Source organism: Corynebacterium sp. ACRPQ (assembly GCF_022347225.1).
Classification (GTDB): domain Bacteria; phylum Actinomycetota; class Actinomycetes; order Mycobacteriales; family Mycobacteriaceae; genus Corynebacterium; species Corynebacterium tuberculostearicum_D.
Window position 1 is genome coordinate 31,350 of record NZ_JAKRNF010000001.1, and the last position, 25,225, is coordinate 56,574.

General features: G+C 62.7%; 22 protein-coding genes. 9 read left to right on the forward strand and 13 right to left on the reverse strand.

The window, feature by feature from the left end; translation table 11 throughout:
- Window positions 1-34: 34 nt before the first annotated feature.
- The 4 genes from MHY24_RS00165 to MHY24_RS00180 are packed head-to-tail and all read right to left on the reverse strand — an operon-like array spanning window position 35 to window position 2,412.
- Window positions 35-316 (reverse strand): glutaredoxin domain-containing protein, encoded by a 282-nt coding sequence (locus tag MHY24_RS00165; RefSeq protein ID WP_200436020.1) that lies wholly within the window; start codon window positions 314-316, stop codon window positions 35-37.
- Window positions 316-846: a dihydrofolate reductase gene (locus MHY24_RS00170; protein WP_239227950.1), complete on the reverse strand. Its 531-nt coding sequence runs from the start codon at window positions 844-846 to the stop codon at window positions 316-318. The genes MHY24_RS00165 and MHY24_RS00170 overlap by 1 nt, the downstream gene beginning before the upstream one ends.
- Complete coding sequence (locus MHY24_RS00175) at window positions 846-1,691, reverse strand: thymidylate synthase (RefSeq protein ID WP_284597882.1); 846 nt, start codon at window positions 1,689-1,691, stop codon at window positions 846-848. The genes MHY24_RS00170 and MHY24_RS00175 overlap by 1 nt, the downstream gene beginning before the upstream one ends.
- Entirely contained in the window at window positions 1,654-2,412 is a 759-nt protein-coding gene (locus MHY24_RS00180) for a 3'(2'),5'-bisphosphate nucleotidase CysQ (RefSeq protein ID WP_239227952.1), read from the reverse strand. The genes MHY24_RS00175 and MHY24_RS00180 overlap by 38 nt, the downstream gene beginning before the upstream one ends.
- A gap of 35 nt (window positions 2,413-2,447) precedes the next feature.
- Here MHY24_RS00180 and MHY24_RS00185 point away from each other — a divergent pair, with 35 nt between their 5' ends.
- The 3 genes from MHY24_RS00185 to MHY24_RS00195 are packed head-to-tail and all read left to right on the forward strand — an operon-like array spanning window position 2,448 to window position 8,516.
- Window positions 2,448-7,247 carry an ATP-dependent helicase gene (locus MHY24_RS00185; protein ID WP_239227953.1) on the forward strand — a complete coding sequence of 1,600 codons (4,800 nt, stop codon included), beginning with the start codon at window positions 2,448-2,450 and terminating at the stop codon, window positions 7,245-7,247.
- Between the two features lie 18 nt (window positions 7,248-7,265).
- Complete coding sequence (locus MHY24_RS00190; protein WP_239227954.1) at window positions 7,266-8,084, forward strand: DNA-formamidopyrimidine glycosylase family protein; 819 nt, start codon at window positions 7,266-7,268, stop codon at window positions 8,082-8,084.
- An 18-nt stretch (window positions 8,085-8,102) separates the two neighbouring features.
- On the forward strand, window positions 8,103-8,516 hold the full coding sequence (locus MHY24_RS00195) for a YccF domain-containing protein (RefSeq protein ID WP_239227955.1): 414 nt from the start codon (window positions 8,103-8,105) through the stop codon (window positions 8,514-8,516).
- A gap of 166 nt (window positions 8,517-8,682) precedes the next feature.
- On the opposite strand, the gene pgi is transcribed toward MHY24_RS00195, so the two are convergent.
- From pgi to MHY24_RS00210, 3 genes are all read right to left on the reverse strand, one after another.
- Entirely contained in the window at window positions 8,683-10,320 is a 1,638-nt protein-coding gene (gene pgi / locus MHY24_RS00200; protein WP_239227956.1) for a glucose-6-phosphate isomerase, read from the reverse strand.
- Window positions 10,321-10,406: 86 nt separating this feature from the next.
- On the reverse strand, window positions 10,407-11,753 hold the full coding sequence (locus tag MHY24_RS00205) for a Na+/H+ antiporter family protein (RefSeq protein ID WP_239227957.1): 1,347 nt from the start codon (window positions 11,751-11,753) through the stop codon (window positions 10,407-10,409).
- A gap of 47 nt (window positions 11,754-11,800) precedes the next feature.
- The gene (locus tag MHY24_RS00210) at window positions 11,801-12,124 is read right to left on the reverse strand and encodes a chorismate mutase (RefSeq protein ID WP_005323805.1); all 324 of its coding nucleotides are present in this window, start codon (window positions 12,122-12,124) and stop codon (window positions 11,801-11,803) included.
- Window positions 12,125-12,221: 97 nt separating this feature from the next.
- On the opposite strand from MHY24_RS00210, the gene pcrA reads away from it, so the two are divergent.
- Window positions 12,222-14,747, forward strand: coding sequence for a DNA helicase PcrA (gene pcrA, locus MHY24_RS00215; RefSeq protein WP_239227958.1), 2,526 nt, complete (start codon window positions 12,222-12,224; stop codon window positions 14,745-14,747).
- Here the strand turns inward: pcrA and MHY24_RS00220 are convergent.
- Both MHY24_RS00220 and MHY24_RS00225 read right to left on the reverse strand, forming a co-directional pair.
- On the reverse strand, window positions 14,744-15,502 hold the full coding sequence (locus tag MHY24_RS00220) for a M23 family metallopeptidase (protein WP_204609805.1): 759 nt from the start codon (window positions 15,500-15,502) through the stop codon (window positions 14,744-14,746). The two genes, pcrA and MHY24_RS00220, sit on opposite strands and share 4 nt — an antisense overlap.
- A gap of 652 nt (window positions 15,503-16,154) precedes the next feature.
- Window positions 16,155-16,904, reverse strand: a complete 750-nt coding sequence (locus tag MHY24_RS00225; RefSeq protein ID WP_204609803.1) for a M23 family metallopeptidase — start codon at window positions 16,902-16,904, stop codon at window positions 16,155-16,157.
- A 497-nt stretch (window positions 16,905-17,401) separates the two neighbouring features.
- On the opposite strand from MHY24_RS00225, the gene MHY24_RS00230 reads away from it, so the two are divergent.
- The 5 genes from MHY24_RS00230 to MHY24_RS00250 are packed head-to-tail and all read left to right on the forward strand — an operon-like array spanning window position 17,402 to window position 22,799.
- On the forward strand, window positions 17,402-18,988 hold the full coding sequence (locus MHY24_RS00230) for a DUF6350 family protein (RefSeq protein WP_239227959.1): 1,587 nt from the start codon (window positions 17,402-17,404) through the stop codon (window positions 18,986-18,988).
- A 22-nt stretch (window positions 18,989-19,010) separates the two neighbouring features.
- Window positions 19,011-19,619 (forward strand): phosphoribosylglycinamide formyltransferase, encoded by a 609-nt coding sequence (gene purN / locus MHY24_RS00235; RefSeq protein WP_239228106.1) that lies wholly within the window; start codon window positions 19,011-19,013, stop codon window positions 19,617-19,619.
- Window positions 19,620-19,646: 27 nt separating this feature from the next.
- Window positions 19,647-21,179 (forward strand): bifunctional phosphoribosylaminoimidazolecarboxamide formyltransferase/IMP cyclohydrolase, encoded by a 1,533-nt coding sequence (purH, locus tag MHY24_RS00240; protein ID WP_239227960.1) that lies wholly within the window; start codon window positions 19,647-19,649, stop codon window positions 21,177-21,179.
- Between the two features lie 15 nt (window positions 21,180-21,194).
- Window positions 21,195-22,142, forward strand: coding sequence for a hypothetical protein (locus MHY24_RS00245; RefSeq protein ID WP_239227961.1), 948 nt, complete (start codon window positions 21,195-21,197; stop codon window positions 22,140-22,142).
- A gap of 24 nt (window positions 22,143-22,166) precedes the next feature.
- The gene (locus MHY24_RS00250) at window positions 22,167-22,799 is read left to right on the forward strand and encodes a hypothetical protein (protein ID WP_239227962.1); all 633 of its coding nucleotides are present in this window, start codon (window positions 22,167-22,169) and stop codon (window positions 22,797-22,799) included.
- A 7-nt stretch (window positions 22,800-22,806) separates the two neighbouring features.
- On the opposite strand, the gene MHY24_RS00255 is transcribed toward MHY24_RS00250, so the two are convergent.
- The 4 genes from MHY24_RS00255 to rpsN all read right to left on the reverse strand — a co-directional run bounded on the left by MHY24_RS00255 (window position 22,807) and on the right by rpsN (window position 25,223).
- Complete coding sequence (locus MHY24_RS00255; RefSeq protein WP_239227963.1) at window positions 22,807-23,523, reverse strand: TetR/AcrR family transcriptional regulator; 717 nt, start codon at window positions 23,521-23,523, stop codon at window positions 22,807-22,809.
- 102 nt (window positions 23,524-23,625) lie between these two features.
- Complete coding sequence (locus tag MHY24_RS00260; protein WP_239227964.1) at window positions 23,626-24,405, reverse strand: putative nucleotidyltransferase substrate binding domain-containing protein; 780 nt, start codon at window positions 24,403-24,405, stop codon at window positions 23,626-23,628.
- 242 nt (window positions 24,406-24,647) lie between these two features.
- Window positions 24,648-24,902 (reverse strand): 30S ribosomal protein S18, encoded by a 255-nt coding sequence (gene rpsR / locus MHY24_RS00265; protein WP_005279904.1) that lies wholly within the window; start codon window positions 24,900-24,902, stop codon window positions 24,648-24,650.
- 15 nt (window positions 24,903-24,917) lie between these two features.
- Window positions 24,918-25,223: a 30S ribosomal protein S14 gene (gene rpsN / locus MHY24_RS00270; protein ID WP_005279906.1), complete on the reverse strand. Its 306-nt coding sequence runs from the start codon at window positions 25,221-25,223 to the stop codon at window positions 24,918-24,920.
- Window positions 25,224-25,225: the final 2 nt, after the last annotated feature.

Here is a 25,225-nt window from a genome sequence, read left to right on the forward strand (position 1 = left end):
GGGCAGGAGCGCCCCGAAATGGCTGGGGCGTGGGTTAGCTTTCGGCCAATTCCTTCTGTTTATTGCGCACGGAGGAGGCTGGCGGGTTGGTCTCGTGGGTGCCGTCGGAGTAGAGGACGGTGGGGATGATGCGGTTGCCGTCGTTGACGGATTCAATCCAGGCGTTGATGTCGTCGGTGTTGTCGCCCTCGACGTCGACAAGCGCGTACGGGGTTTCGGTGCGGTCCAGGTTCTTGATGAGCTTGGCGCAGAAAGGGCACCAGTCCGCGTAGAAAATGGTGACGTCAGCGGTGGTTTCGGGGGTTTGTACAGTCATTAGGCTGCATCCTTTCGGTCGTAGGTTAAAAAGCGGTACTTGATGGGGAGATCGCTGGCCTCTTTATCTGGCAGGGCCAGGTGGCCCTTGGCGGAGGTGAGCCAGTCGGTGCTGTGGGCAAGCCCAAACTCATCAGGGATGGCCGGGGCGTAGATCGATTTATCGCCGTAGGTGCTACCGATATTAACGCCCATGAGGGTGACCTCAATGCGGTCCACCTGGTCCAAGGTGGCGGTGTAGATTTGGCCGCCGCCGATAACCCAGGCGTCGGAAAGCGAGGGCATTGCGGTGAGCACCTGGGCGCCGGCGGACCACTGGCCGGGGGCGCGGGAGGAGAGCACGTAGTTTTCGCGGCCGGGAAGTGGGCGGAACTTGGGGTTGAGGGACTCCCAGGTCTTGCGGCCCATGATGACAGGCGCGCCCATGGTTACGTCCTTAAAGTGCTTGAGATCCTCCGGCACGTGCCAGGGCATCTGCTCGCCATCGCCAATGATGCCGTCCAAAGACTGCGCCCAGATTGCGCCCAACATTAAACGGACACCTGCGCCTTGATGGTGGGGTGGGGGTCGTAGCCTTCAATCTCAAAATCGGCGAAGTCATAGGAGAACATGTCCTCCGCCTTGTGGAGGTTGAGCTGCGGGTAGGGGCGCGGCTCGCGGGAAAGCTGCTCTTTGACCTGCTCCACGTGGTCGTTATAGATATGGCAATCGCCGCCAGTCCAGATGAGCTCGCCCACCTTGAGGCCGGCTTGCTGGGCAAACATGTGGGTCAGCGCCGCGTAGGAGGCGATATTAAAGGGCACGCCGAGGAACATATCGGCCGAGCGCTGGTAGACCTGCATGGACAAGGTGCCATCAGCCACGTAGAGCTGGAAGAGCAGGTGGCAGGGCATCAGCGCCATTTTGTCCAGCTCCGCGACGTTCCACGCGGAGACCAGGTTGCGGCGAGAATCTGGGTTGTTCTTGAGGGTATCGAGCGCCTGCTGGATCTGGTCGATGTGCTGGCCGTCCGGGGTGGGCCAGGAGCGCCATTGCACGCCGTAGACCGGGCCCAGCTCGCCGTTCTCATCCGCCCATTCATTCCAGATGCGGACTTTATTGTCCTGCAGGAAATTGATATTGGACTCGCCCTTGAGGAACCACAACAGCTCGCCCAGCACCGCATGGAAGTAGACCTTCTTGGTGGTCAGCAGCGGGAAGGACTCGGCCAGGTTATAGCGCAGCTGCGCGCCGAAGATGGAGCGCGTGCCGGTGCCGGTGCGATCGCCTTTGGGAGTGCCGGTCTCCAGGACCTTCTTCAGCAGATCCTCGTACGGGGTCTCAATCATGCGCACTAGTTTAGAATCCGCCGTGCTCCTCGGCAAAGGCCTGGGCATGCTCCAGGATTTCATCCTTGAGCTCGGGGCGGCAGATGAGGATATCCGGGATGAACGTGTCCTCATTATTGAAGCGGATCTCGGAGCCGTCGAGGCGGCAGCAGTGCAGGCCGGATGCTTGGGCGACGCCCACTGGGGCGGCCTGATCCCACTCGTACTGGCCGCCGGCGTGGATATAACCGTCATAATCGCCTAGCAGCACGTGCATGGCCTTCGCGCCCGCGGAGCCGACGCCCACAGTCTCATAGCCCATCTTTTCCGCAATGTAGCTAGCTACCTTGGGCGGGCGGTTGCGGGAGATGACGAACTTCTTGGACAGCGGGCCGGTGACCGCGCGTACGTCCGAGGATTTGAAGGTTACGCCCTTGTCCGGCAGGCCCACCGCCGCGTGGATGGGAGTGCCATTTTCTACGAGGGCAATGTGCACTGCCCAGTCCTGGCGGCCGGTGGCGAATTCCTTGGTGCCGTCGAGCGGGTCCACGATCCATACGCGGTCCTTCTTCAAGCGGGCAAGGTCATCGGCGGCTTCCTCAGAGAGCATGCCGTCCTGGGGACGGTGCTGCTCGAGGACGCGGGCGATCCATTCTTGGGCGGCCTCATCGCCGGCGTCGCCAAGCGAAAGGCCCCGCAGCAGGCCCCCGTTGCGCACACCCTTAAGGATCTCACCGCAGCCCTGGGCGAGGGAATTGGTCAGGCGGGAATCAGAAATCTCGACGGTCATGGTGCCCACATTACAACGCGGACTAGAGTGTGGGCATGCCAGAAAACATCCTCGACCGCTTCCGGCCCCAAGTAGCGCAGTGGTTTCGGGATGTATTTGCCGCCCCCACTGCCGTGCAGGCGCAGGCCTGGGAGAAGATTTCCCGCGGCGAGCACGCCCTCGTAGTCGCCCCTACCGGCTCCGGTAAGACGCTCGCCGCGTTCTTGTGGGCGCTGAATAATTTGGTCGAGCGCGGAGGCCAGCTGGCGCTGCCGGTGGGCTCAGGGACTGCTGGATCCGCCGCCGGGGTGAAGGTGCTGTATATCTCGCCGCTCAAGGCGCTGGGCGTGGACGTGGAAAATAACCTGCGCGCCCCGCTGACCGGTATTGCGCGCACCGCGGAGAACCTAGGGCTGGACGTGCCGGATATATCGGTAGGCGTGCGCTCGGGCGATACGCCGTCTGCTGAGCGTGCGCGGCAGGTGCGCAAGCCGCCGGATATCTTGATCACCACCCCGGAGTCGGCCTATCTGATGCTGACCTCCAAGGCGGCGGGGATTTTGAAGACGGTGGATACCGTCATTATCGATGAGATCCACGCCTTGGCCGGCACCAAGCGTGGCGTGCACCTAGCGCTGACCTTGGAGCGCCTGCAGCAGGTGGCGGGGGACTTCCAGCGCATCGGTCTTTCCGCCACCGTGCGGCCGCTGTCTGCGGTATCGAATTTCTTGGGTGGCAACCGGCCGGTAGAGATCGTGGCCCCAGCCGCGGAAAAGAAGTGGCAGCTGGACGTGCACGTGCCCGTGGAGGATATGTCCGATCTCCCCACGCCGGAGCAGGGCTCCACCATCGGGGAGATGACCGTGGATGATGCCATCGGGATTAGCGCGCCTTCCGTGGATGAATCCGCGCTGCCCACGGCCAAGTCCATCTGGCCGTATATAGAGGATGACCTCTATGCGGAGATCATGGCGCACCGCTCCACGTTGGTATTTGTCAATTCCCGCCGCACCGCCGAGCGGCTGACCAGCCGGCTCAATGAGCTCTATGCGGCCGAACACGATCCGGAATCGCTCTCGCCGGAGACCCGCCGCGACCCGGCCCAGCTGATGAAGCAGGTCGACGTCGCCGGCAAGGCCCCGGCCGTCATCGCCCGCGCCCACCACGGCTCGGTGTCCAAGGACGAGCGCGCGATGACAGAAACGATGCTGAAGGAGGGCACGCTCAAGGCCGTGGTGGCCACGAGCTCGCTGGAGCTGGGCATCGATATGGGAGCCGTGGAGCTGGTGGTGCAGGTGGAATCTCCGCCCTCCGTGGCCTCCGGCCTGCAGCGAGTGGGCCGCGCCGGGCACTTTGTGGGCACGGTATCGCATGGCTCCTTTTATCCCAAGCACCGGGCGGATCTGGTGCAGTCCACGCTGACGGTAGCGCGCATGCGCGCAGGCCTCATTGAGGAGATGCATACCCCGCGCAACCCGCTGGATGTGCTGGCGCAGCAGACGGTGGCGGCGGTGGCCGCGGCCGGGGACGATGGGCTCGATGCCGATGAGTGGTACGAGATGGTCCGCCGGGCCTGGCCTTACCGCGATCTGGCGCGCGAAGTCTATGACTCCGTGCTGGACTTGGTCAGCGGCGTGTACCCGTCCACGGACTTTGCTGAACTTAAACCCCGCGTGGTCTATGACCGAGTGACGGGAGTGATGACCGCGCGGCCTGGCGCCCAGCGCGTGGCCGTGACCAGCGGTGGCACGATTCCGGATAGGGGCATGTTCGGAGTATTCCTCTATACCGGCTCGGGCGAGGGCTCCGGTGGCGCTCCGCGCCGGGTGGGCGAGCTGGATGAGGAGATGGTTTATGAGTCCCGGGTGGGCGATGTGTTCACCTTGGGCGCTACCAGTTGGCGCATCGAAGACATCACGCGCGACCAGGTATTGGTCACGCCCGCGCCGGGGCATACCGGGCGCCTGCCATTTTGGAATGGCGATGGCGCGGGCCGCCCCTATGAGTTGGGCAAGGCGCTAGGTGAGTATCGCCGCGAGGTCTTTAGCTCGCCGGAAGTTATCGCGGATGCCGATGATAATGCGCGCTCCAATATCGTGGCCTACCTGCAGGAGCAGAACGAGGCCACCGGTGTTATCCCGGATGAAAAGACTCTGGTGCTCGAGCGCTTCCGCGATGAGCTGGGCGATTGGCGCGTGGTGCTGCATACCCCGTTTGGCCGGCCGGTCAACTCCGCGTGGGCGCTTGCGGTAGGCGCCCGGGTGGGCGAGCGCACCGGCATGGACCCGCAGGCGGTGGCCGGCGATGATGGAATCGTGCTGCGCCTGCCGGAGGCCGAATCCGAGCCCGATGGATCCATCTTTGCCTTCGATGCCGATGAGATTGCCGATATCGTGGCCGAGCAAGTGGGCAATTCCGCGCTCTTTGCCTCCCGGTTCCGCGAGTGCGCGGCCCGCGCGCTGCTCTTGCCCAGGCGCAATCCCGGCAAGCGCGCGCCGTTGTGGCAGCAGCGCCAGCGCGCCGAGCAGCTATTGGACGTTGCCCGCAAGTATCCGTCCTTTCCCATCATCTTGGAGACGGTGCGCGAGTGCGTCCAAGACGTCTACGATGTGCCGGCGCTTACGGAGGTCATGCGGGAGCTGGGCCACCGCCGCATCCGCATCGCGGAGGTCACCACCGAGCAGCCCTCGCCCTTTGCCTCCTCGTTGCTGTTTAACTACACCGGCGCGTTCATGTACGAGGGCGATTCCCCGTTGGCGGAAAAGCGCGCGGCCGCCTTGGCCCTCGACCCAGCGCTTTTGGCCAAGCTGCTGGGCACGGTAGAGCTGCGCGAGTTACTGGATCCGGAGATCATCGCCGAGGTTCACGCCCAGCTTCAGCGCACCGATCCCTCGCGCCGGGCCCGCACCACCGAAGAAGTAGCGGACGTGCTGCGCGTGCTGGGGCCGATTCCCGTCGACGAGCTGGGCGAGCACGCCGACGTCCCGCTATCCGCCCTGGACAAACTGGGCACCCGGATTATGCGCGTGCGCATTGGCGGGCGCGAGCACCTAGCCCAAGCCCAGGACGCACCCCTGCTTCGCGACGCCCTGGGTATCCCCATTCCTCCCGGTATCCCCGCCCAGGTGGCCACCATTTCCGATGCCTTACCGCAGTTGGTCTCGCGGTGGGCGCGCACGCGCGGTCCGTTTGTGCTGCGCGATCTCACCGAAGCCTTCGGCATTTCCGTCTCCGCCGCGCACACCGTCCTCGGCGCTCTCGATGGGGTAGTAGAAGGCCGCTACCGCCAGGGAGTGGAGGAGCAGGAGTACTGCGCCGCGGCGGTGCTCAAGACGATTCGCTCGCGCTCGCTCGCCGCAGCTAGGGCTGCCACCGAGCCGGTCTCGGGCGCTACCTTCGCCCGCTTCTTGCCGGAGTGGCATAGCATCGCACCAGCCGGAAAGCGCCCTGCCCTGCGCGGCGCCGATGGCGTCTTTTCCGTCATCGAACAGCTCGCCGGGGTGCGCCTGCCCGCCTCCGCGTGGGAATCGCTCATCCTGCCCGCTCGGGTGGGCGATTATTCACCCACCATGCTCGATGAGCTCACCTCCAATGGCGAGGTGCTCATTGTGGGTGCTGGCAAGGCCGGCGCGGCCGACCCCTGGATCATGCTGTTGCCCTCAGACTATGCTGCTCAACTCGCCCCGGAAACGGATGCCGAGGGCGTCAGCATGGTGCAGCGCTCCATCCTCGATGTCCTCGGCCGCGGCGGTGGCTTCCTCTTTGCCGATATTGCCGCCGAGGCCCCCGGTACCACCGAGGAGACCCGCGAGGCCCTCTGGGGGCTAGTAGAGATGGGCCTGGTAAGCCCCGATTCTTTCGCGCCTATTCGCACTCGACTGTCTTCCGGCGGCTCGCGCTCAGGCCGCACCGCGCATCGCTCGAAGCGGCGGCCCACCCGATCCCGCCTGCGCATGGGGCGCACCTCCTTCGCCCAGGCGCAGAACGCCGCAGGCACGGGGACCCCGCCCGATGTCATGGGCCGGTGGTCGCTCGCGGTACCAGCCTCTACCGATGCCACCTCCCGGTCCGTCGCCCACGGCGAGGCCTGGCTCGACCGCTACGGCGTGCTCACCCGCGGCTCTGTCGTGGCCGAAGACGTGCTCGGCGGTTTCGCACTGGCCTATAAGGTGCTCTCCGGTTTTGAGGAATCCGGCAAGGCCATGCGCGGCTACGTCATCGATGGGCTCGGCGCCGCGCAATTCTCCACCCCCGCCATCATCGACCGCCTGCGCGGCTTGGCCGATTCCCCGGACGTGACCGGCTGGCCCTCTGGCACCACCGAGCCCGAGACCTTCGTTCTCGCCGCCTGCGACCCGGCCAACCCATACGGTGCGGCCCTGCCCTGGCCGCAGCGCGACGACGCCGACGGCAAGGCCACCGGCGGGCCCACCCGTTCGGCCGGTGCGCTGGTGGTGCTTATCGACGGCCTCCCCATCGCCCACCTCACCCGCGGCGGCAAAACCCTCACCACCTTTATCGAATCGCTGCCCGATGGCATCGACCCCGCCGAGGTATATCCCCGCGTGGTTTCCGCGCTCACGGATATGGTGGCGAGGGGAGTGCTGTCGCCGTTGGTCGTCGAAAAGTGCAATGGCAGCCCCATCCATAAAACCGATGTGGCGGCCCACCTGCGCGACGCCGGCGCCGGGATTACGCCGAAGGGCGTGCGCATCTCCGCTCGCGCCGCCGCCCCGCGCACACCGCGCGCAGGCCGCCGGGCCTCCGAGGCCATCGAAGAGCTCAGCTTTGATGATCCACCGCCCGCTTCGCGCAATAATGGTGGTTTCCGCCCGCGCGGCGGGTACCGCCGCTAAAGATCCACAGGAGGTGTTATGCCCGAAGGCGATTCCGTCCTGCAGCTATCCAACCGACTGCAGTTCATGGCCGGCCGCGAAGTCACCGGCTGCTCCGTCCGCGTGCCGCGCTACGCCACCGTTCACCTCGACGGCATGGTGTGCGAGCGCGTCTGGCCCTACGGCAAGCACCTATTCATGCAATTCGACCAGACCATCGTGCACACCCACCTCAAGATGGAAGGCACTTGGGCCATCCACTACGCAGGCGATCGCTGGCGCAAGCCTGGGCATACCGCCCGCATCGTGCTGCAGCTAGCCAACGCCCCGCGCGATATCGAGGTCGTTGGCCACCAGCTGGGCTTCGTGGACATCTATCCCGCCGACCACTACCACCAGCGCATCGCCCACCTCGGTCCGGATATCCTCGACTCCGACTGGGACCGCGAGGAAGCCCTGCGCCGGCTCAACTCCCGGCCGCAGCGCGCCATCGGCGCGGCGCTGCTCGATCAGAAGGTCGTTGCAGGAATCGGCAATGAATACCGCGCCGAGGCCTGTTTCTTGGCCGGCGTGCACCCCGCCACGCCGGTAGCCGAGGTCGATACCGCCCGCATCCTCGATATTTCCCGGCGCATCATGTGGGCTAACCGCACCTCCCCGGTGCGCGTGACCACCGGTGTGCGCCGCGTCGGGGAGACCACCTATGTCTTCGGCCGCAATCGCAAGCGCTGCCGCCGCTGCGGCACGTTCATTACCAAGGGCGCGCTCGGCGGCGTGGACCAGGGCGGCGACGAAGGCGAACTCGAGCGCATCATCTGGTGGTGCCCGCACTGCCAGCCGCTTCACCCCGCGGCGTAGCCCGCTAGGGTGGAGGCTATGCGTACCCTTCTCAATATCATTTGGTTCATCACCGGCGGGTTCCTCCTAGCCTTGGCCTACTTCCTCTTTGGCATTATCGCCTGCATCTTTATCGTCACCATTCCAGCGGGCGTGGCGTCGTTCCGCATGGCTAATTTCGCCCTGTGGCCATTCGGCCGCTCGGTGGTGCAGCCGGTCAAGGGCAGTGGCTCCATGTCCACCTTCTCCAACATCGTCTGGTTCCTGGTCGCCGGCCTGTGGCTGGCCATTGGCCACGTCACCACCGCGGCGGCACAGGTAGTGACCATCGTGGGCATCCCGGCCGCCCTGGCCAACCTGAAGATGATCCCGGTGACCTGCTTCCCGTTCGGCCGCCGAATTGTGAACTCGGAGGAAATTCCATTCGGCTGGGAGCCGATGGTCAAGCTCTAAGCTCCGCGGGCCACTAACAAAACAAGCACGTTTCGCCCAATGTCGCGCTGATTTTGGGCAGAACGTGCTTGTCTTGCATCGCGGTGGGCCGAAGAGGCCATAAAACAGCCGCGTTATCCGCTCCGCCGAGTGGGTGGGAGGGGATAACGCGGCTAAAAGTGAGCCTTTAGCGGTTGGAGCGGTACCAACCGATGAGCTCATCGGTGGACTGGTCGCCGGAGTCGGCGGCCGCAGCGCCGGAGACGGCTGGGGCCAAGTCATTGGCCTGCTGCTTGCCCAGCTCCACGCCCCACTGGTCAAAGGAGTTGATATCCCAGATGACGCCCTGGGTGAACACGATGTGCTCGTAGAGGGCGATGAGCGCGCCGAGCACGGCGGGGGTCAGCTCCTCAGCCAGGATGGTGGTGGTCGGGCGGTTGCCCGGCATGACCTTGTGCGGCACGACGGCCTCGTCAACGCCCTCGGCCGCGATTTCCTCAGCGGTCTTGCCAAAGGCCAGCACCTTGGTCTGCGCAAAGAAGTTGCCCATGAGCAGATCATGCATGGACCCGGAGCCATCGGCGGTGGGGAAGTCCTGCTTCGGGCGGGCGAACCCAATAAAGTCCGCCGGGATGAGGCGAGTGCCTTGGTGCATGAGCTGGAAGAAGGCGTGTTGGCCATTGGTGCCCGGCTCCCCCCAGTAGATTTCGCCGGTGGACGGGACGGTGACCGCGGTGCCGTCGCGGCGCACGGACTTGCCATTAGATTCCATGGTCAGCTGCTGCAGGTAGGCCGGGAAACGGCCGAGGTCCTGCGAATAGGGCAGCACGGCGTGAGTCTGGGCGCCGAAGAAGTTGGTGTACCAGACGCCAAGGAGGCCCATGAGCGCGGGGATGTTTTCTTCCAGCGGTGCGGTGCGGAAGTGCTCGTCCATGGCATGGAAGCCCTCGAGGAAGCGCATGAAGTCCATCGGGCCGATGGTGCACATGAGGGACAAGCCGATGGCGCAATCCACAGAGTAGCGGCCGCCGACCCAGTTCCAGAATGGGAACATGTTCTCGGTATCGATGCCGAACTCGGCTACCTTCTCCGCATTGGTGGACACGGCGACGAAGTGCTTGGCCACGGCGGATTCATCACCATCGAATTGCTCGATGAGCCAGCGGCGCGCAGCGTGCGCATTGGTCAGCGTCTCCTGAGTGGTAAACGTCTTGGAGGCGATGATGAATAGGGTGGATTCTGCATCCAGGCCATCGAGCGTGGCGGCCATATCGGCCGGGTCAACGTTGGAGACGAACTCAGCGGAGATGCCAGCGACCTCATAGGAACGCAGTGCCTTGGCCGCCATGGCCGGACCAAGGTCGGAGCCGCCGATGCCGATGTTGACCACCTTTTTGATGGTGTGGCCGGTGTGCCCCAGCCAAGCGCCGGAGCGCAGCGCGGTGGCAAAATCACGCATGCGGCCCAAGACCTCGTGGACATCGGCGGCAACGTCCTGGCCATCGACGCTCAAGTCATCTTCGGCCGGGATGCGCAGCGCGGTATGCAGCACGGCGCGGTCCTCGGTGTTGTTGATGTGCTCGCCGGCGAACATGGCGTCGCGGCGGGCCTCAAGGTCGGCGGCCTTGGCTACCTCCACCAGCTGCTTGACGATGTCCCCGTCGATCAGGTTCTTCGACAGATCGACGTGCAGCCCGGCGGCGTCGAAGGTGAAGTTGCGGGCGCGGTCTGCATCGGCGGCAAAAAGCTCGCGGAGGTTGAGGTCCTTCTTGTCCTCATATACCTTCGCGAGCTCGCTCCACTGGGCAGATGCGGTGATATCCATGGTGGTAGGCCTTTCTGGCAACTAGCGCATTGGCAACATGTACCCCTCCCACCGTAGTCCAGAAAGCGCCACCGCGTCGGGGCCTTTTAGAGGATGAGCGCGCCTGCCCAGCCGGCGATAAGCAGCGGAATATTGAAGTGGATGAAGGTGGGAATGACCGAGTCGCGGATGTGGTCGTGCTGTCCGTCCGCGCCGAGGCCCGCGGTGGGGCCGAGGGTGGAGTCGGAGGCGGGAGAGCCGGCGTCGCCAAGCGCGCCTGCCGTGCCAATAAGCGCCACGGTGGCCGCGGGGCTAAAGCCCAACGACATGCACAGCGGCACATAGATAACGGAAATGATGGGCAGGGTGGAAAAGGACGAGCCGATGCCCATGGTGACCACGAGGCCTACCACCAGCATCGCGCCGGCGGAGAGGACCTTATTGGTGCCAAAGAGGTTGGCGGTGGCATCCACCAGCGGGCCGACCTCATCGGTGGCCGTCATAACCGAGGCAAAACCCTGGGCGGTGATCATGATGAATCCGATAAGAGCCATCATCTTCATGCCATTGGTAAAGACATCGTCCGCGTGCTTCCAATCCACCGCGCCGGTAAGCAGCAAAATTCCCAGGCCGGTCAGCGCGCCGACCATGAGGCCATCGGACTCGAAGTCGAGAGCCTGCATGACGATCTGCACCGCAAAGGTGGCAATGATGGCCACGACGGACACCCACACCTTATAGGCAGAGGGGGCCTCTTGGTGCTCCTCAGCGGCGATGGGCAAGTTTTCATAGTCGCGCGGTTTGCGGTAGCTAAAGAAGATAGCGATGAGTAGGCCGGCCAGCATACCGAGCGCCGGCACGCCCATGACCTGCATGATATTGATATCGGAGGTATCAAGCCCCGCCTGCTGGATATTAAAGAGCAGGATATCGTTCAAGTAAATGGAGCCGAAGCCCACCGGAATGAACATGTAGGTGGTGATAAGGCCGAAGGTCAGGCAGGTAGTAATCAGCCGCCGGTCCAGGCGCAGCTTATTCATCACCGTCAGCAGCGGCGGGATGATGAGCGGGATGAAGGCAATGTGGACCGGGATGAGGTTCTGGCTCATCACGGACATGGCGATGAGCCCGAGGATGAGCATCCACTTGGTGGCCAGGGCGGTCTTGGGGTCTGCTTCGCCGCTGCCGCCGAGCTTGCGGATGAGGAAGTTAGCCAGGACCTGTGGCAGCCCGGCCGAGGCCACGCCCATGGCAAAAGCGCCCAAGAGGGCATAGCTTAGGGCAATCTTGGCGCCGCCGCCCAAGCCGTCTTGGAAGGCGACCATGGTGGCATCAAGCCCCATGCCCGACAGGAGCCCGCCGACGATGGCGCCTAGGAAGAGCGCTACCACCACATGCACGCGCAGGAGGGCGAGCACGAGCATGACAATGACGGCGACGAGAACTGCATTCATGCTAATTCAGGGTACTGCATAGTATCGGCTGGCCAGTAATTATTCGGCTAACCCAGCCGGCCGCGCCCCATGCGCAGCAGCGCCGAGGCGATGGTGGGTCCTTCCTCACCGAGTTCATCGCGGAACTGATTCAAAATGGCGATCTCGCGGGTGTGGACCAAGCGGGTGCCGCCGGAGTTCATGCGGGTACGGCCAATGGCTTGGGAAACTTCCGTACGGCGCTTGGCGGCATCCAAGATGATGCGGTCCATGCGGTTGATTTCTTCGCGATACTGTTGGATCTCCGCATCAGATAGGGGATCATCCGTTCCCGAAGGGGTGCGGATGTCCAGGCCGTTATCGACGATGTCCTTGTTATCTTCTGCGGTCATAAGACCATATTGTGCCACCCGCCCGCGCAAAAGGAAATAGCAGCTCGCACGGCGGATACGGGTCGTGTCCGGTGGGGCTAGTAGGTTGGAAGGCATTATGAACGAAAACTCTCCTTTTAGCCCTTCCCCGTCCACCGACGGTGCCTCGAACCCTAGCCCCTTTGGCGGCTTTGGCGCACCGCGCGCAGCGAGCCCGCAATCCGAATCCCCCGATGCCTTGACCGAGGGCCTCAACCCACAGCAACTAGAGGCCGTTACCCACTCGGGCAGCCCGCTGCTCATCGTGGCCGGCGCCGGTTCTGGCAAGACCGCCGTGCTTACCCGCCGCATTGCCTATCTCATGCGCCATCGCGGGGTAAACCCGTGGGAGATCCTCGCCATTACTTTTACTAATAAGGCCGCAGCGGAAATGAAGGAGCGCGTGGGCGGGCTGGTAGGCCCCGTGGCCGAGCGCATGTGGGTATCTACCTTCCACTCCATCTGTGTGCGCATCTTGCGCCAAAATGCGCAGCTGGTGCCGGGGCTTAATACCAACTTCACCATTTACGATGGCGATGATGCCCGCCGGCTATTGTCCATGATTGCTAAGGACATGCAGCTGGATCTAAAGAAGTACACCCCGCGCGTGCTGGCTAATCAGATTTCTAATCACAAAAATGAGCTCATCGGTCCCGAATCCGCGCTGGAGAAGGCGCAGCAGACCAAGAACCCATTTGAGACCACCGTGGCCCAGGTCTATGCCGAATACCAGCGCCGTCTTCGCGCGGCCAATGCCGTGGACTTTGATGATCTCATCGGTGAGGTGGTGCGGATTTTCACCCAGCACCAGCAGGTGGTGGATTTCTATCGCCGGCGCTTTAAGCATGTGCTTATTGACGAGTACCAGGACACCAACCACGCCCAGTACGCGCTGGTTGCTGCGCTCGTGGGCAGGGGAGAGCTCGGTCCGGATGCGCCGGAGCTATGCGTCGTGGGCGATTCCGATCAGTCCATTTATGCCTTCCGCGGGGCCACCATCCGCAATATTCAGGAATTCGAGCGCGACTACCCGCAGGCGCACACCATCTTGCTGGAGCAGAACTACCGCTCCACGCAGACCATTCTCAACGCGGCCAATGCTGTTATTGCCAAGAATGAGAACCGCCGCGAGAAGAACCTGTGGACCGCCCACGGTGAGGGCGAGCAGATCGTAGGCTACGTTGCCGATAATGAGCACGACGAGGCGCGCTTCATCGCCTCTGAAATCGACTCCTTGGCGGATAGGGGCCGCAGCTATTCCGATATCGCGGTCATGTACCGCACCAACAACGCCTCCCGTGCGCTGGAAGATATCTTCATTCGCTCCGGAATTCCGTACAAGGTGGTGGGTGGCACGCGCTTTTATGAGCGGCGCGAAATCCGCGACATGGTGGCCTACCTGCGCATCTTGGATAACCCGGACGATACGGTAAGTCTGCGCCGCATCATCAACGTGCCCAAGCGTGCCATTGGTGACAAGGCGCAGGGGCATATTGCCCTCCATGCGGAAAACCACGGCATTAGCTTTGGCAAGGCGCTTGCCGATGTCCCTCGGGGCGACGTCCCTGGCCTTGGCACCCGGGCCATTAACGCAGTAACCAAATTCAACGACATGATGGAGGGTATCCGCAATCAGATCCCGTCCATGCGCGATGAGGTTACCGGCCAACCGGATTTGGGCGAGCTGCTTTCCGCCATTTTGGATGCCACGGGATACAAGGCGGAATTGGAAAATTCGAATGACCCGCAGGACGGTGCCCGCCTAGATAACTTGAACGAGTTGGTATCGGTGGCTCGCGAATTCACCTCGGAGGCGGCCAACCAGCTTGCCGCCTCCGGTGCGGATGCAGTGGACCCCTCCGAGCTAGTAGAGGAGGGCGAAGCCGCGCCCGGTTCGCTGCAGGCATTCCTGGAAAAGGTATCGCTGGTGGCTGATGCTGACCAGATCCCTGATTCCGAGACTGGTGTGGTCACCATGCTGACTTTGCACACCGCAAAGGGTCTTGAGTTCCCCGTGGTCTTTTTGACCGGCTGGGAGGATGGCCAATTCCCGCATATGCGCTCACTGGGTGACCCGAAGGAATTAAGCGAGGAACGCCGCCTCGCCTATGTAGGTATTACCCGCGCTCGCGAGCAGTTGTATCTTACCCGCGCCATTTTGCGCTCGGCGTGGGGCAATCCGGTGACTAATCCCGCCAGCCGCTTCCTCGGCGAGGTCCCAGAAGACCTCATCAACTGGCGGCGCGAAGACTCCGATAGCTCCCTGACCGGAGCGTGGGGCGAGGACGACTACCAATATGGTCGCTCCTACGGCCGCGATTGGTCCGGGTGGGGCAGTGGTGGTTCCAGGTCTGGGGCGCGCGGTGCAGGGCGCGCTGCGTCTTCCCCATCGCAGCGCACCAGCAAGCCGGCGGCGACCTCGATGCCTAAGAACAATAACCTCAACCTAGCCGTGGGTGACCGCGTCAATCACGCTAAGTACGGGCTCGGAACTGTCATTGAGACGTCCGGCTCCGGCAAGCGCGCCACGGTCACCGTGGACTTTGGTTCTTCCGGTAAGGTCCGGCTGATGCTCATCGGCGGAGTGCCGATGGAAAAGCTTTAGACCGAAATGCCGCGCTCGTTGAACCAGGAAACTGGGTCAACGGGGGCGCCTCCGCCTGGGTGAATCTCAAAGTGGAGGTGCGGGCCAGTGGAGTGGCCCTCGTTGCCAATGCCGGCGATTTCCTGCCCCGCGGTCACGCGCTCGCCCACATTTACCTTGAGCTGGTCTGCCGGCATGTGGCCGTAGACGGAGATGGTTCCGTCATCGTGCTGGATGCGGATCCAGTTGCCAAAGCCCTGCGCTGGGCCGGAGTTGATGACGGTGCCGTCCATAACCGCGTGAATCGGGGTGCCCACCGGGTTAGCTACGTCGATTCCGTTGTGCATCGTGCCCCAACGCTGGCCAAAGCCAGAAGTAAGTGTGCCGGAGGTAGGAAAGACCACGGTATTGCCCGCGGAGTCCTTGCCGCGCTTCGTGGTGAGTCCGGAGTGATTTCCCTGTGGAGCGAATGCTTCCTTCAATCCCGGTACAGAACCAGGATCCAAGACGATATTTACTCCGCCGGATTCGTTTCCATCTACCTGCGGGGTAGCCTCGCCGTTGAGCAGGCCAACCGAGGTGGTGGCTAGGCCAACAAGGGCGTCGACCACTCCGGCGTTATCTACATTGGTAGCGGTGGGCTCGGAGGAGCCGTCCGATACGTCCACGCTAGCCACTGGCTCTGCAGCAAAAGCGGTGGTGCCGGTAGCAAGTACGGTGCCGAGTGTAACGATGCTCAGCGCCACGTTCTTGCGTGCGCGGTTCATGCGCTTCATATCTTAAGTCCTTTTCATGGCTGTGCATGGTCTCGGGACGCTTGTGCCCTAGTGAGGGCGGCGTCTTGCAACTGCCAACCGCGACACGCCGAAAGCTGAAATGCTTGCGTCCGAAATCGCTTGTGGCAACGAGTTAAAAGTTAGCCCGCCCGAACGGCCCGCGCAATCTTAAAAAACGCTGGTAGAGGTGGAAATAATTCGAAATTATTCGAACATGCCAGCTTGTTGCGCGTGTTACCAATGTGATTGGAGTGGCGTCTGTAAAGTACTGGTTTAGGGTCTGGGGGTGGACCTTGGGGGTGGCGCCCAAGGCTTGGGGCTGCCGTCTCGTGCGGTATCGGCGGCTGCAAGCTAAAAATATCCACTCACCTGCGACAAGTCTGCGCACTGGACTTGCCTGAATGTGCTTCTGGCGCCTTTATGGGGTCGTGGTGAGGGTCTAGCTGGTGCTGTGTTCGCTAGTGGCAGCGGAGTACTCAGGCGGCGCCAAGCGCGGTGTAGTGCGCCCTTGGGGCGGTCTGGAGCGCAGTTGATGCAATCCTATCTTCCGGGCGAGTGCACTAGGTGACGGGAGAGTATCTGTGGGCATGACAAAGCGCTGCAGAGAAGTTCTCTGCAGCGCTCAACAAGAAGGTAGTCGGTGTGCGGCTCTTTAGATATCGATGCCGCGCTCAGCCAGCCAAGGTTGCGGATCGATTGCCTCGCCACCGTTCGGGTGAACTTCGAAGTGGAGGTGGGAGCCGGTGGAAAAGCCCATCGAGCCCATGCCAGCGATCTTCTGGCCGGCGTGGACGTGCTCGCCCACGGCAACGTCAAGGGTCTGCATGTGGCCGTAGACGGTCATGGTGCCGTCATCGTGCATGATGCGGATCCACTGGCCAAAGCCGGAAGCTGGGCCGGAGTCGATGACGGTGCCGTCCATAACGGCAAGGATTGGGGTGCCGGGAGAGTTGGCGATGTCGATGCCCTTGTGGAAGGTGCCCCAGCGCATAGCGAATGGGGATGTGAATGCGCCCTCGGCCGGGCGAGCTACGGACGGTGCGCGAGCAGCTTCGTCGGCAGCGGCGCGCTCTTCAGAAGCCTGGATGGCCTTATTGAGCTGATCGGTTAGATCGGCAACTGGCTTTGCCTCGGCAACGTTGAGGATCTGCGGGGTGGTATCAACAGGATTCGCAGCGGCATCCTCAACTTGGGTGGAGTCAGAGGCGAGCTCGAAGTCAACGGACTGCGTCTTGGTGGTGGCTGCGTCATCGGACTGGATGTTTGCGGCGGCTGCGCCACCAACGCCGGCGGTGGAAACTGCACCTGCCGCAACCGTCATTACGGCAATGCGGCCCTTCGCGGTCTGCGAGGTGACAATCTTGCGATGGCGGCCGGCGCCACGCTGAACTTTGCTTCGCATTAGGTCTTCTTTCGTCATTATTTTCACAATCTGCGCAGAACGGGTGTTACGTCCCCACCGAGTTAGTTACGAGATTGTGACCTTCTTGTTACCAACGAGATGTAACAGTAGCGTCTCGAAAAGATAACAGCAACCCAAATTAAGAAACTTTCAGGCCCCTCTCGGGGAAATTGTCCACGAGCAGGCAACATGTGGCCCCAGAATAATTTTAGTGCGATAAAGATCCCACGCGATCTCCGCGTGCGTCACGCAAAACTAGCGGCCTTTCCTTCATAGTATTACAGCCAGAGTTAAGGGTGTGAAACCAGGGTAGATTTTAAACTCCTTATATATTTGTGTAGCCCAGGTACAGGGGTTGCCGCCGGTGATTTTGCGGGCGCCTCGTCGCGCCACCCCGATTTCACTTCCGGAAGGTGGCAAAGTGGACGCCGATGAACAAAAACACCAGCCCCCAATCTCGGTCAACGCCCCGCCCGCGTAGCCAGGCGCGGGGCCGTATGGTGCGCGCGCAGCGCACCCCACGCGCGCCTCATCCCAGTGGCTCACGCCAACCCTCTGGATCGGCGCAGCGCGTCGCCCGCAAGGCCGGCTCAAAGGCCAAGGCGCGCCGTACCCCCGCGCCGTTGACCAAAGCCGGGCGCATTCGCCGCATGCTTATCACTGCGGCAGTACCCAACGTGGTTATTGTCCTTATCATTATGGCCATCGCGCTGGGCGGTCTCATGCTCACCGGCTCTCCCATGGCGTGGTGGTACACCATCGTGGCGGAGACCTGGATGGTCTTTAACCTCGCCCCGGTCTCTGCGGCTGATGTGCATATTTCCTTCTTGCCGGCCTTGCCAGCGCTTATCCTTGCCGCGGTGGTGGCGGTTCGGGTGCGCAGCGCGGTAAAACACAAGGTCAGCGTCAAGGACCTGCTGACTCTTCTGGCCTGCGTGCTTGGCGTGCCGGTGGTATTTACCATCATCGCGTGGCTGATGCTGTGGGATGCGGGCAAGGTCTATGACGTCTCTCCGCCTAATCTGGCGCAGGCGTTGCTGCGCGTTATTGTTCTGCATCTGGCCGCCATGGCGGCCGGTATGGGTTGGCGCTTGTGGCGGGCGTTGGCCAAGCGTTATGGAGTGCCGCGCCCGCTTGTCGACGCCACCCAGATCGCCCTTCGCTATCTCGCATACCTGGCCATTGGCGCAGCCGCAGTCTTCGCGGTGGTATTCCTTGCCAATGTCTCCCGCCAGGGCGAGATGATGAATGACTATCCTACGATCTCCGGCTTAGGCATTGCCGGACTCGTGCTGCTGAGCGTGCTCTACATTCCCAATGCCATCGTGAGCACCGCGGCGGTATTGGTGGGCTCGGAGTTTTCCGTAGGCGAAGGCTCGGTGAGCCTCTTTAGCGCCCACCTCGTGCCGCTGCCGCCGCTGCCGATTACCGGCGGCATTCCAGCATCCTCGCCCAGCTGGGCGGTGGCGCTATTGATCGTCCCCCTCGGAGCTGCAATCTATTCGTTGTACAAGAAGCGTCCGAGCTTTCAGGACGTATTAGTAGCCACGGTGGCCGCCGCAGTAATCATGCTGGTTGCCTGCTTCCTTGTTAGCGGTGACCTTGGCTACTACGGCGCGACCGGCCCGCAGCTGTGGACTGCCGCAGGCCTCACCGCCCTGTGGATGGCCGTCGTTGGTTGCGCCGTTGCCGCAGGCTTCGCCTTCGTGGCGTGGCGCGCGGCCCGCACGGCACCCGGTGCGGCCCCCGCCGATGAATACGCCGACGAACCCGCTGCCGATGCCGACGAGGCTCCCACCGAACCGGAGCGAGAGCCCATCACCGATCCGGAAATCGTTGACGCCGAGGTAGTCGAGGACGAGCCCGAAGATACTGCACCTGACGCGGCCGCGGAGGAACCGGAAGAAGAGCAGAAAGAAGAGGGCACTCCAGCCGACGAAGTAGCGGAGCGGCCGGAAGAGGCTAAGGAGGGCGATGAAAGGGGCGTCGCCAAGCCGCTGAGCCAACAGCTCAAGGACCAAATGGGGGAGAGTGAGCAGGACTCCTCAAGCGAAGATTCCCCCGAGGAGGGGGAGAGGGGCTAGGCTATAGCGCGTGACTTCACCGATGCCTCCGCGCTATACCGCTGACTCTGAACGCCTCCGAGTGGTGGTGCTCGTTTCTGGAACGGGTTCCCTGCTGCAAGCCATCATGGATGCCCAAGCCGGGCACTACCAGGTAGTGAAGGTGGTGGCGGATAAGGAATGCCACGGTATTTCGCGCGCACAGGACCACGGGATTGATACCGAGGTCGTGGCGCTGGGGGCGGATCGCGCCGAATGGAATCAACGTCTGGTTGACGCAGTAGATGCTGCGCAGCCAGACGTTGTTGTTTCTGCGGGCTTTATGAAGATCCTGGGCCAGGAATTCCTGGACCGCTTCGAAGGCCGCACCATCAATACCCACCCGGCGCTTCTGCCTGCCTTCAAGGGAGCGCACGCGGTGCGCGACGCCCTAGATTACGGCGTGAAGATCACTGGCTCTACCGTCCACTTTGTGGACGCGGGCGTGGATACCGGCTCCATCATCGCGCAGCGCCCCGTTGCCATCAATGCGGACGATGACGAGTCCACCCTCCACGAGCGTATTAAACAAGTAGAGCGCGACCTCATCGTGGAGGTGCTGCGTGCAGCTAACGTCCACGACGAGAAACTATCTATTCAACTCGCAGACTAAGACTTTTCGAAAGGCTTAATCCTCCTCATGAGCGAAGACCGCAAGCAGGTAAAGCGCGCCCTTATCAGCGTGTACGACAAGACCGGGCTGGAGGATCTAGCCCGCGCCCTTGATAAGGCAGGCGTGGAAATCGTCTCCACCGGCTCCACCGCGAAGAAGATCGCGGACCTAGGCATCGAGGTCACTCCGGTAGAAAAGCTCACCGGCTTCCCGGAGTGCTTGGAAGGCCGCGTTAAGACGCTGCACCCGCGCGTGCACGCCGGCATCCTGGCCGATACCCGCAAGGAAGATCACCTCAACCAGCTCTCCGAGCTCGAGGTAGAGCCTTTCCAGCTCGTCGTGGTCAACCTGTATCCCTTCCGCGAGACCGTGGCCTCGGGCGCGGATTTTGATGGCTGCGTGGAACAGATCGATATCGGCGGTCCGTCCATGGTGCGTGCGGCTGCCAAGAACCACCCGTCTGTTGCAGTCGTCGTGGATCCTTCCCGCTACGACGAGGCAGTGGAGGCCGTGAACAACGGTGGCTTTACCCTGGAGCAGCGCCGTGGCCTGGCCCGCGATGCCTTCCTGCACACCGCGGATTATGATGCGGCCGTCTCCGCGTGGTTCGTGGACCAGCTCAGCGAGGAGGGCCAAACCACCCCGCTGCGCTATGGCGAGAACTCTCACCAGGCGGCTACCGTCACCCGCATCGGTTCCAAGGGCCTTGCCAACGCCACCCAATTCAATGGCAAGGAGATGAGCTACAACAACTACCAGGATGCGGACGCCGCGTGGCGTGCCGCGTGGGACCACGAGCGCCCCTGCGTTGCGATTATCAAGCACACCAACCCATGCGGCATTGCCGTGTCCGAGGAGTCCATCGCCGCCGCCCACCGCGCCGCCCACGCGTGCGACCCAATGTCCGCCTTCGGCGGCGTCATTGCCGTCAACCGCGAGGTCACCGTAGAGATGGCCGAGCAGGTCAAGGAGATCTTCACTGAGGTCATCGTCGCTCCTTCCTATGAGGACGGCGCCATCGAAGTTCTCAAGGCCAAGAAGAACCTGCGCGTGCTGCAGGCAGAGCACGAAGACCAGCACGAGGAGCGCAAGTACATCTCCGGCGGCGTGCTCACCCAAGAGCCAGATACCTACCAGGCCGAGGGCGATAACCCGGCCAACTGGACCCTGGCTGCGGGCGAGGCCCTCAACGAGTCCGACCTGGCTGAGCTCGAGTTCGCGTGGCGCGCCGTGCGCGCGGTGAAGTCCAACGCCATCTTGCTGGCCAAGGACAATGCCACCGTGGGCGTGGGCATGGGCCAGGTCAATCGCGTTGACTCCGCCAAGCTAGCCGTCGAGCGCGCCAACACCCTGGCCGATGGCGCCAACCGCACCAAGGGCTCCTTCGCCGCTTCCGACGCCTTCTTCCCGTTCGCCGATGGCTTGCAGGTGCTTCTCGACGCCGGCGTTAAGGCCGTGGTCCAGCCCGGCGGCTCCATCCGCGACGAAGAAGTCATCGCGGCAGCGAAGGAAGCCGACGTTACTTTGTACCTGACCGGTACCCGCCACTTCGCGCACTAGCCTAAGCTAGACGCCATGACATTCCCTATCCGCCGGGCCTGGGGCCCCGCAGCCGCCCTTATCGCCTGCGCGCTTACCCTAAGCGCCTGCGGCGATGAGGATGCGGCGGATAATTCCCCTACTTTCGTCAACACCGAAGCACGTGGCACGGCAGATCCCCTCTACGGAAAAGAGACCACGTCCGCAGCGCCCGCGGCCTCATCCGCAGCGCCGGCCGCCTCGCCTGCGCCTGCCTCTTCCTCAGAGCCATCGGCCGCGGCCCCTTCCGGTGACGTCCAAGCCGTGCTTGACCGCATCGTGGCCGAACACGGCGATGTGGGCATCGCGGTCTCCGATGGCACGACCACCATTGAAGCGGGGCGCACCGCTCCCGAAGCCGCGTGGTCAACCTCCAAGGTGCCGGTGCTCATCGCGGCGAATCGCATGGGTGCGGCCGATAGCCAGCTGGTTTCCTCTGCAATCACCTACTCCGATAACGAGGCCGCCAAGGCCGCGTGGGCGGGGCTAGGGGAGGGGACCGCTGGCGCGCAGGCCGCGCAAAGCGTCATCGCGGAGGCGGGCGATACCGCCACCCAGGTTCAATCCCAGGTCACCCGGCCGGAATTTACGGCCTTTGGCCAAACCATGTGGAGCGTGGGCAACCAAGCAAAGTTCATGGCCGGGGTGCGTTGCGTTGAGGGAGCCCAGCCGATTATCGACGCCATGGGGGTCGCCGATCCCGCCCAAGCCTACGGCCTGCGCACCTTGCCGGGCGCCTTGATGAAGGGCGGCTGGGGCCCGAGCCCCGCCGGCGCCTACGACGTGCGGCAGATGGGCATTGTGCAGCTGGGCGGGCACGACGTCGCCGTGGCACTAATCGCCTCGTCTCCTGATGGCCAGTACGCCTCCACCCAAACGGTGCTTACCTCCATGGCCGAAGCCCTAGCGCAGGCCGAAACCCAGTGGCCCAGCCCTGCCTGCTAAGCCTGTCAGTAGAAAGGAAAACTCATGACTTCTCGCTTAAGCCTCCGCCCGCTTATCGCCGCAGGCTTCTTCCCGCTCGTGGCCGCCAGCCTCGCGCTGAGCGGTTGCAGCGACTCCTCGGACGAATCCGCCCCGAGCTTCAAAGGTAAGGGCAGCGGAATGACCACGGTCAATAACTCCGACAAAGAAGAGGAGAACGCCGAGGAATCCACGCCCGCGCAAGAGACCGTAACCAAGGAAGAGGAAGCCCCGGAGGAACCGCCGGTAGTCACGGTCACGCAGACGGAAAAGCAGGAGGCCCCGTCTTCCACCGGTGGCGGTCAGAAGACTGGTGTGGGAAACTACATTGCTGGTTTCAACGAGTACGGATGGCTCGATGGTGGCTACGCCAACTGTCAGCGCTTTGAGCGTGCCTTGTTCGCTGGGGCTGGTCCCGACGGCAGGGTTATCATTTGCGAGACCGGAGGTGGCGACAAGATCTATCGCTCGTCGATGTTTGATGGCCAGTTCCAGACGAGCGACGTTACCCAAGACGGCAATAACTACTACGTCAATGCGGATCCGTCGATCATAGTGGTGACCCCGAGCGCAGTGAGCGTGCGCGAGGGCGGCGGATTGGCAGCCACGGGCGAATTCACGGAGTCGTGGCAGCGCTAAGAAAGAGTTAGCACGACTTCTTCTTGCGGTCGGCCGCTGCGGCGGCGGCCGCAGAGATGGAGTCGTTGCGATTCTTCAGCAACTCCAAAGTAGTTTCCTCGGCATTGTCGGGGACGGAGGCGCCGAGGACGGCCAAGGCGGCGTCGGCAAGCATGGCAGCAGTCTCCGGAACCGACTGGGAAGCGTCGAACGGCGGGGTGCCGTTATTGGGGCGCATTTCAATAACGGACAGCGCGATGTGGAAGGGCAGCTCCACCCTGGGGTCATCCTCGCCCACAATAGCGGCGGCGGTGGAGCGGAAATGATTCTGCAGGCGGTCGCGCGACTCGTGGTACTCGGAGAACTCTGAAGAATTAGCCACCGGCAGCTGATACAAGCGACCCACGTTCCAGCCACTGGTGAGCAGCAGACGCGACTCTGCGGCGACCAAAGACCACAGGCGCTGTGCCGGGTCCGCGTCGGTGCCCGCCAATTCATCGGCCAACTCCAAGGAGGGCTCGATGGTGGAATTGAGCAGCGTCAGGAAAATCTCCGTCTTGGACGGAAAGTGATAGTACAGCGACGCCTGACGGATGCCTACCGCGTCTGCGATCTGGTGCGTGGACGTGGTAGCAAAACCCTGAGTAGTGAAAAGCTCGGAGGAGGCGTCCAAAATCTCCTCACGGGCGCTATTGCCCCTGCGCCGCGGACTGTGTTTGCGCGGCCTACCGACATTGCCTGCCATGCGGTGGGACGACTCCTTTCACAAAAGAGAATTCACTTTTAATAACCAACTGTACAATCTTATGCCCGACTAGGTACTGCTTCCGAATCCGCACCGTAGAGACTATTTATATTCTTCTGCCCGCCGGGAAATAGACTCAAACGCCGCCGAGACAATGCGGCACGCAGAACCATAAGCGGTGCGGTCCAGCGGCGGAAGATCGCGCAGCGTGGCCGGGCGATCGCTAACGCCCTCGTACCAACGGCGCAACTCTAACGCATAACCGGTGCGCCACGCTAGGTCCAACGACTCTGCGTCTGCGGCGCTGAGGAGATCGCGTTCCACGCCGATCGCTAGGCGATCCACCGTGGGGCGCGGCCCCGGCGCCGCCCAGCGTGCGATTGCCGCGATGGGGGAGAGCAGTGTGACCTTAATATCCACCGCTGCATCACGGTTCGGCAGGCCATCGACCATCTTTAGGGCAGGCGGGCGCTGGCCCAAGGCTTCTTCTAGTAGCGCTTGTTCCCCGCTGTTTCCAAGGGGCAGGCCGGCGTCGACGCGCACGGCGATGGAATCGGCGGCTGCGTGAGCTTGGAGACCGACATCGGCGAAGACCTCTTGGAGGTCGTCATCCTGGCCCACCCACTCCACAGGCATGGAGGGCAGCTGGTCGCCGCGGGCGGCGGCTCCGGTAAGGTGGACCGGGGAGTTGACCCCCGGGGAGCGAACAATATCCGTAATCAGCCGGGAATACCAGTGGGCCAATTCAATCTCATTGTCCTGGTGGGCGACCGCATTGCGCAAGATATCTTGGGCCTCTGCGAGCAGTCCGCGGGCCGTAGCGCGGGACTGGCAGTGCGGGGCGAGCTCGGAAAGATCGAGTAGGGATTGGTGCAGGGCCATTGCTCACTGCCTTTCACTAGTGCGGGGCCGATGCTTCCCCGCCGGCTGCGGGGTGCACGAATGCTTTCAATCTAACACTTCGGTTCTGTGATCCGGGCATGTGGGCCGCGCGGAAGGGGAGGGGAGGATTAAAACGACTTTCGCCGCCTGCCCTCGAGGAGGGAGGCGGCGAAAGCTTATGGTTCTTTTACCGTGTCACACTTGCCAGCGGCAAAAGTGCGCTGTTGATACCCAGCTACTGTTTAGCGGGTGGTGAACGGCAGGAGAGCCATTTCGCGTGCGTTCTTGACTGCGGTAGCAACCTGACGCTGCTGCTGCGGGGTCAGACCGGTGACGCGACGGGAACGGATCTTGTGACGATCCGAGATGAACAGACGCAGAGTCTTGGTGTCCTTGTAGTCCACCTTCTCGATGCCCTCAGCCTTCAAAGGGTTCTTCTTTGGGCGACGGCTCTGCTCCATACGGAACTTCTTTTGGTTATTGCGCTTATTAGCCATTGTGCAATTACCCCTTTACCAGCTGGACTTACGAACGCCCGGCAGCTCACCACGGTGAGCCATGCCGCGCATACGGACACGGGACAGGCCGAACTTGCGGAGGTAACCGCGTGGGCGGCCATCGGCAGCGTCACGGTTACGTACGCGGGCTGGGGAAGCGTCACGAGGCTGGCGGTTCAGCTCGAACTGAGCCTCTAGACGCTCCTCATCCGGGGTGTTCGGGTTCTTGATGATCTTCTTGAGCTCAGCGCGACGCTCCGCGTAGCGGGCGACGATTTCCTTGCGCTGCTCGTTCTTAGCGATCTTGGACTTCTTAGCCATTG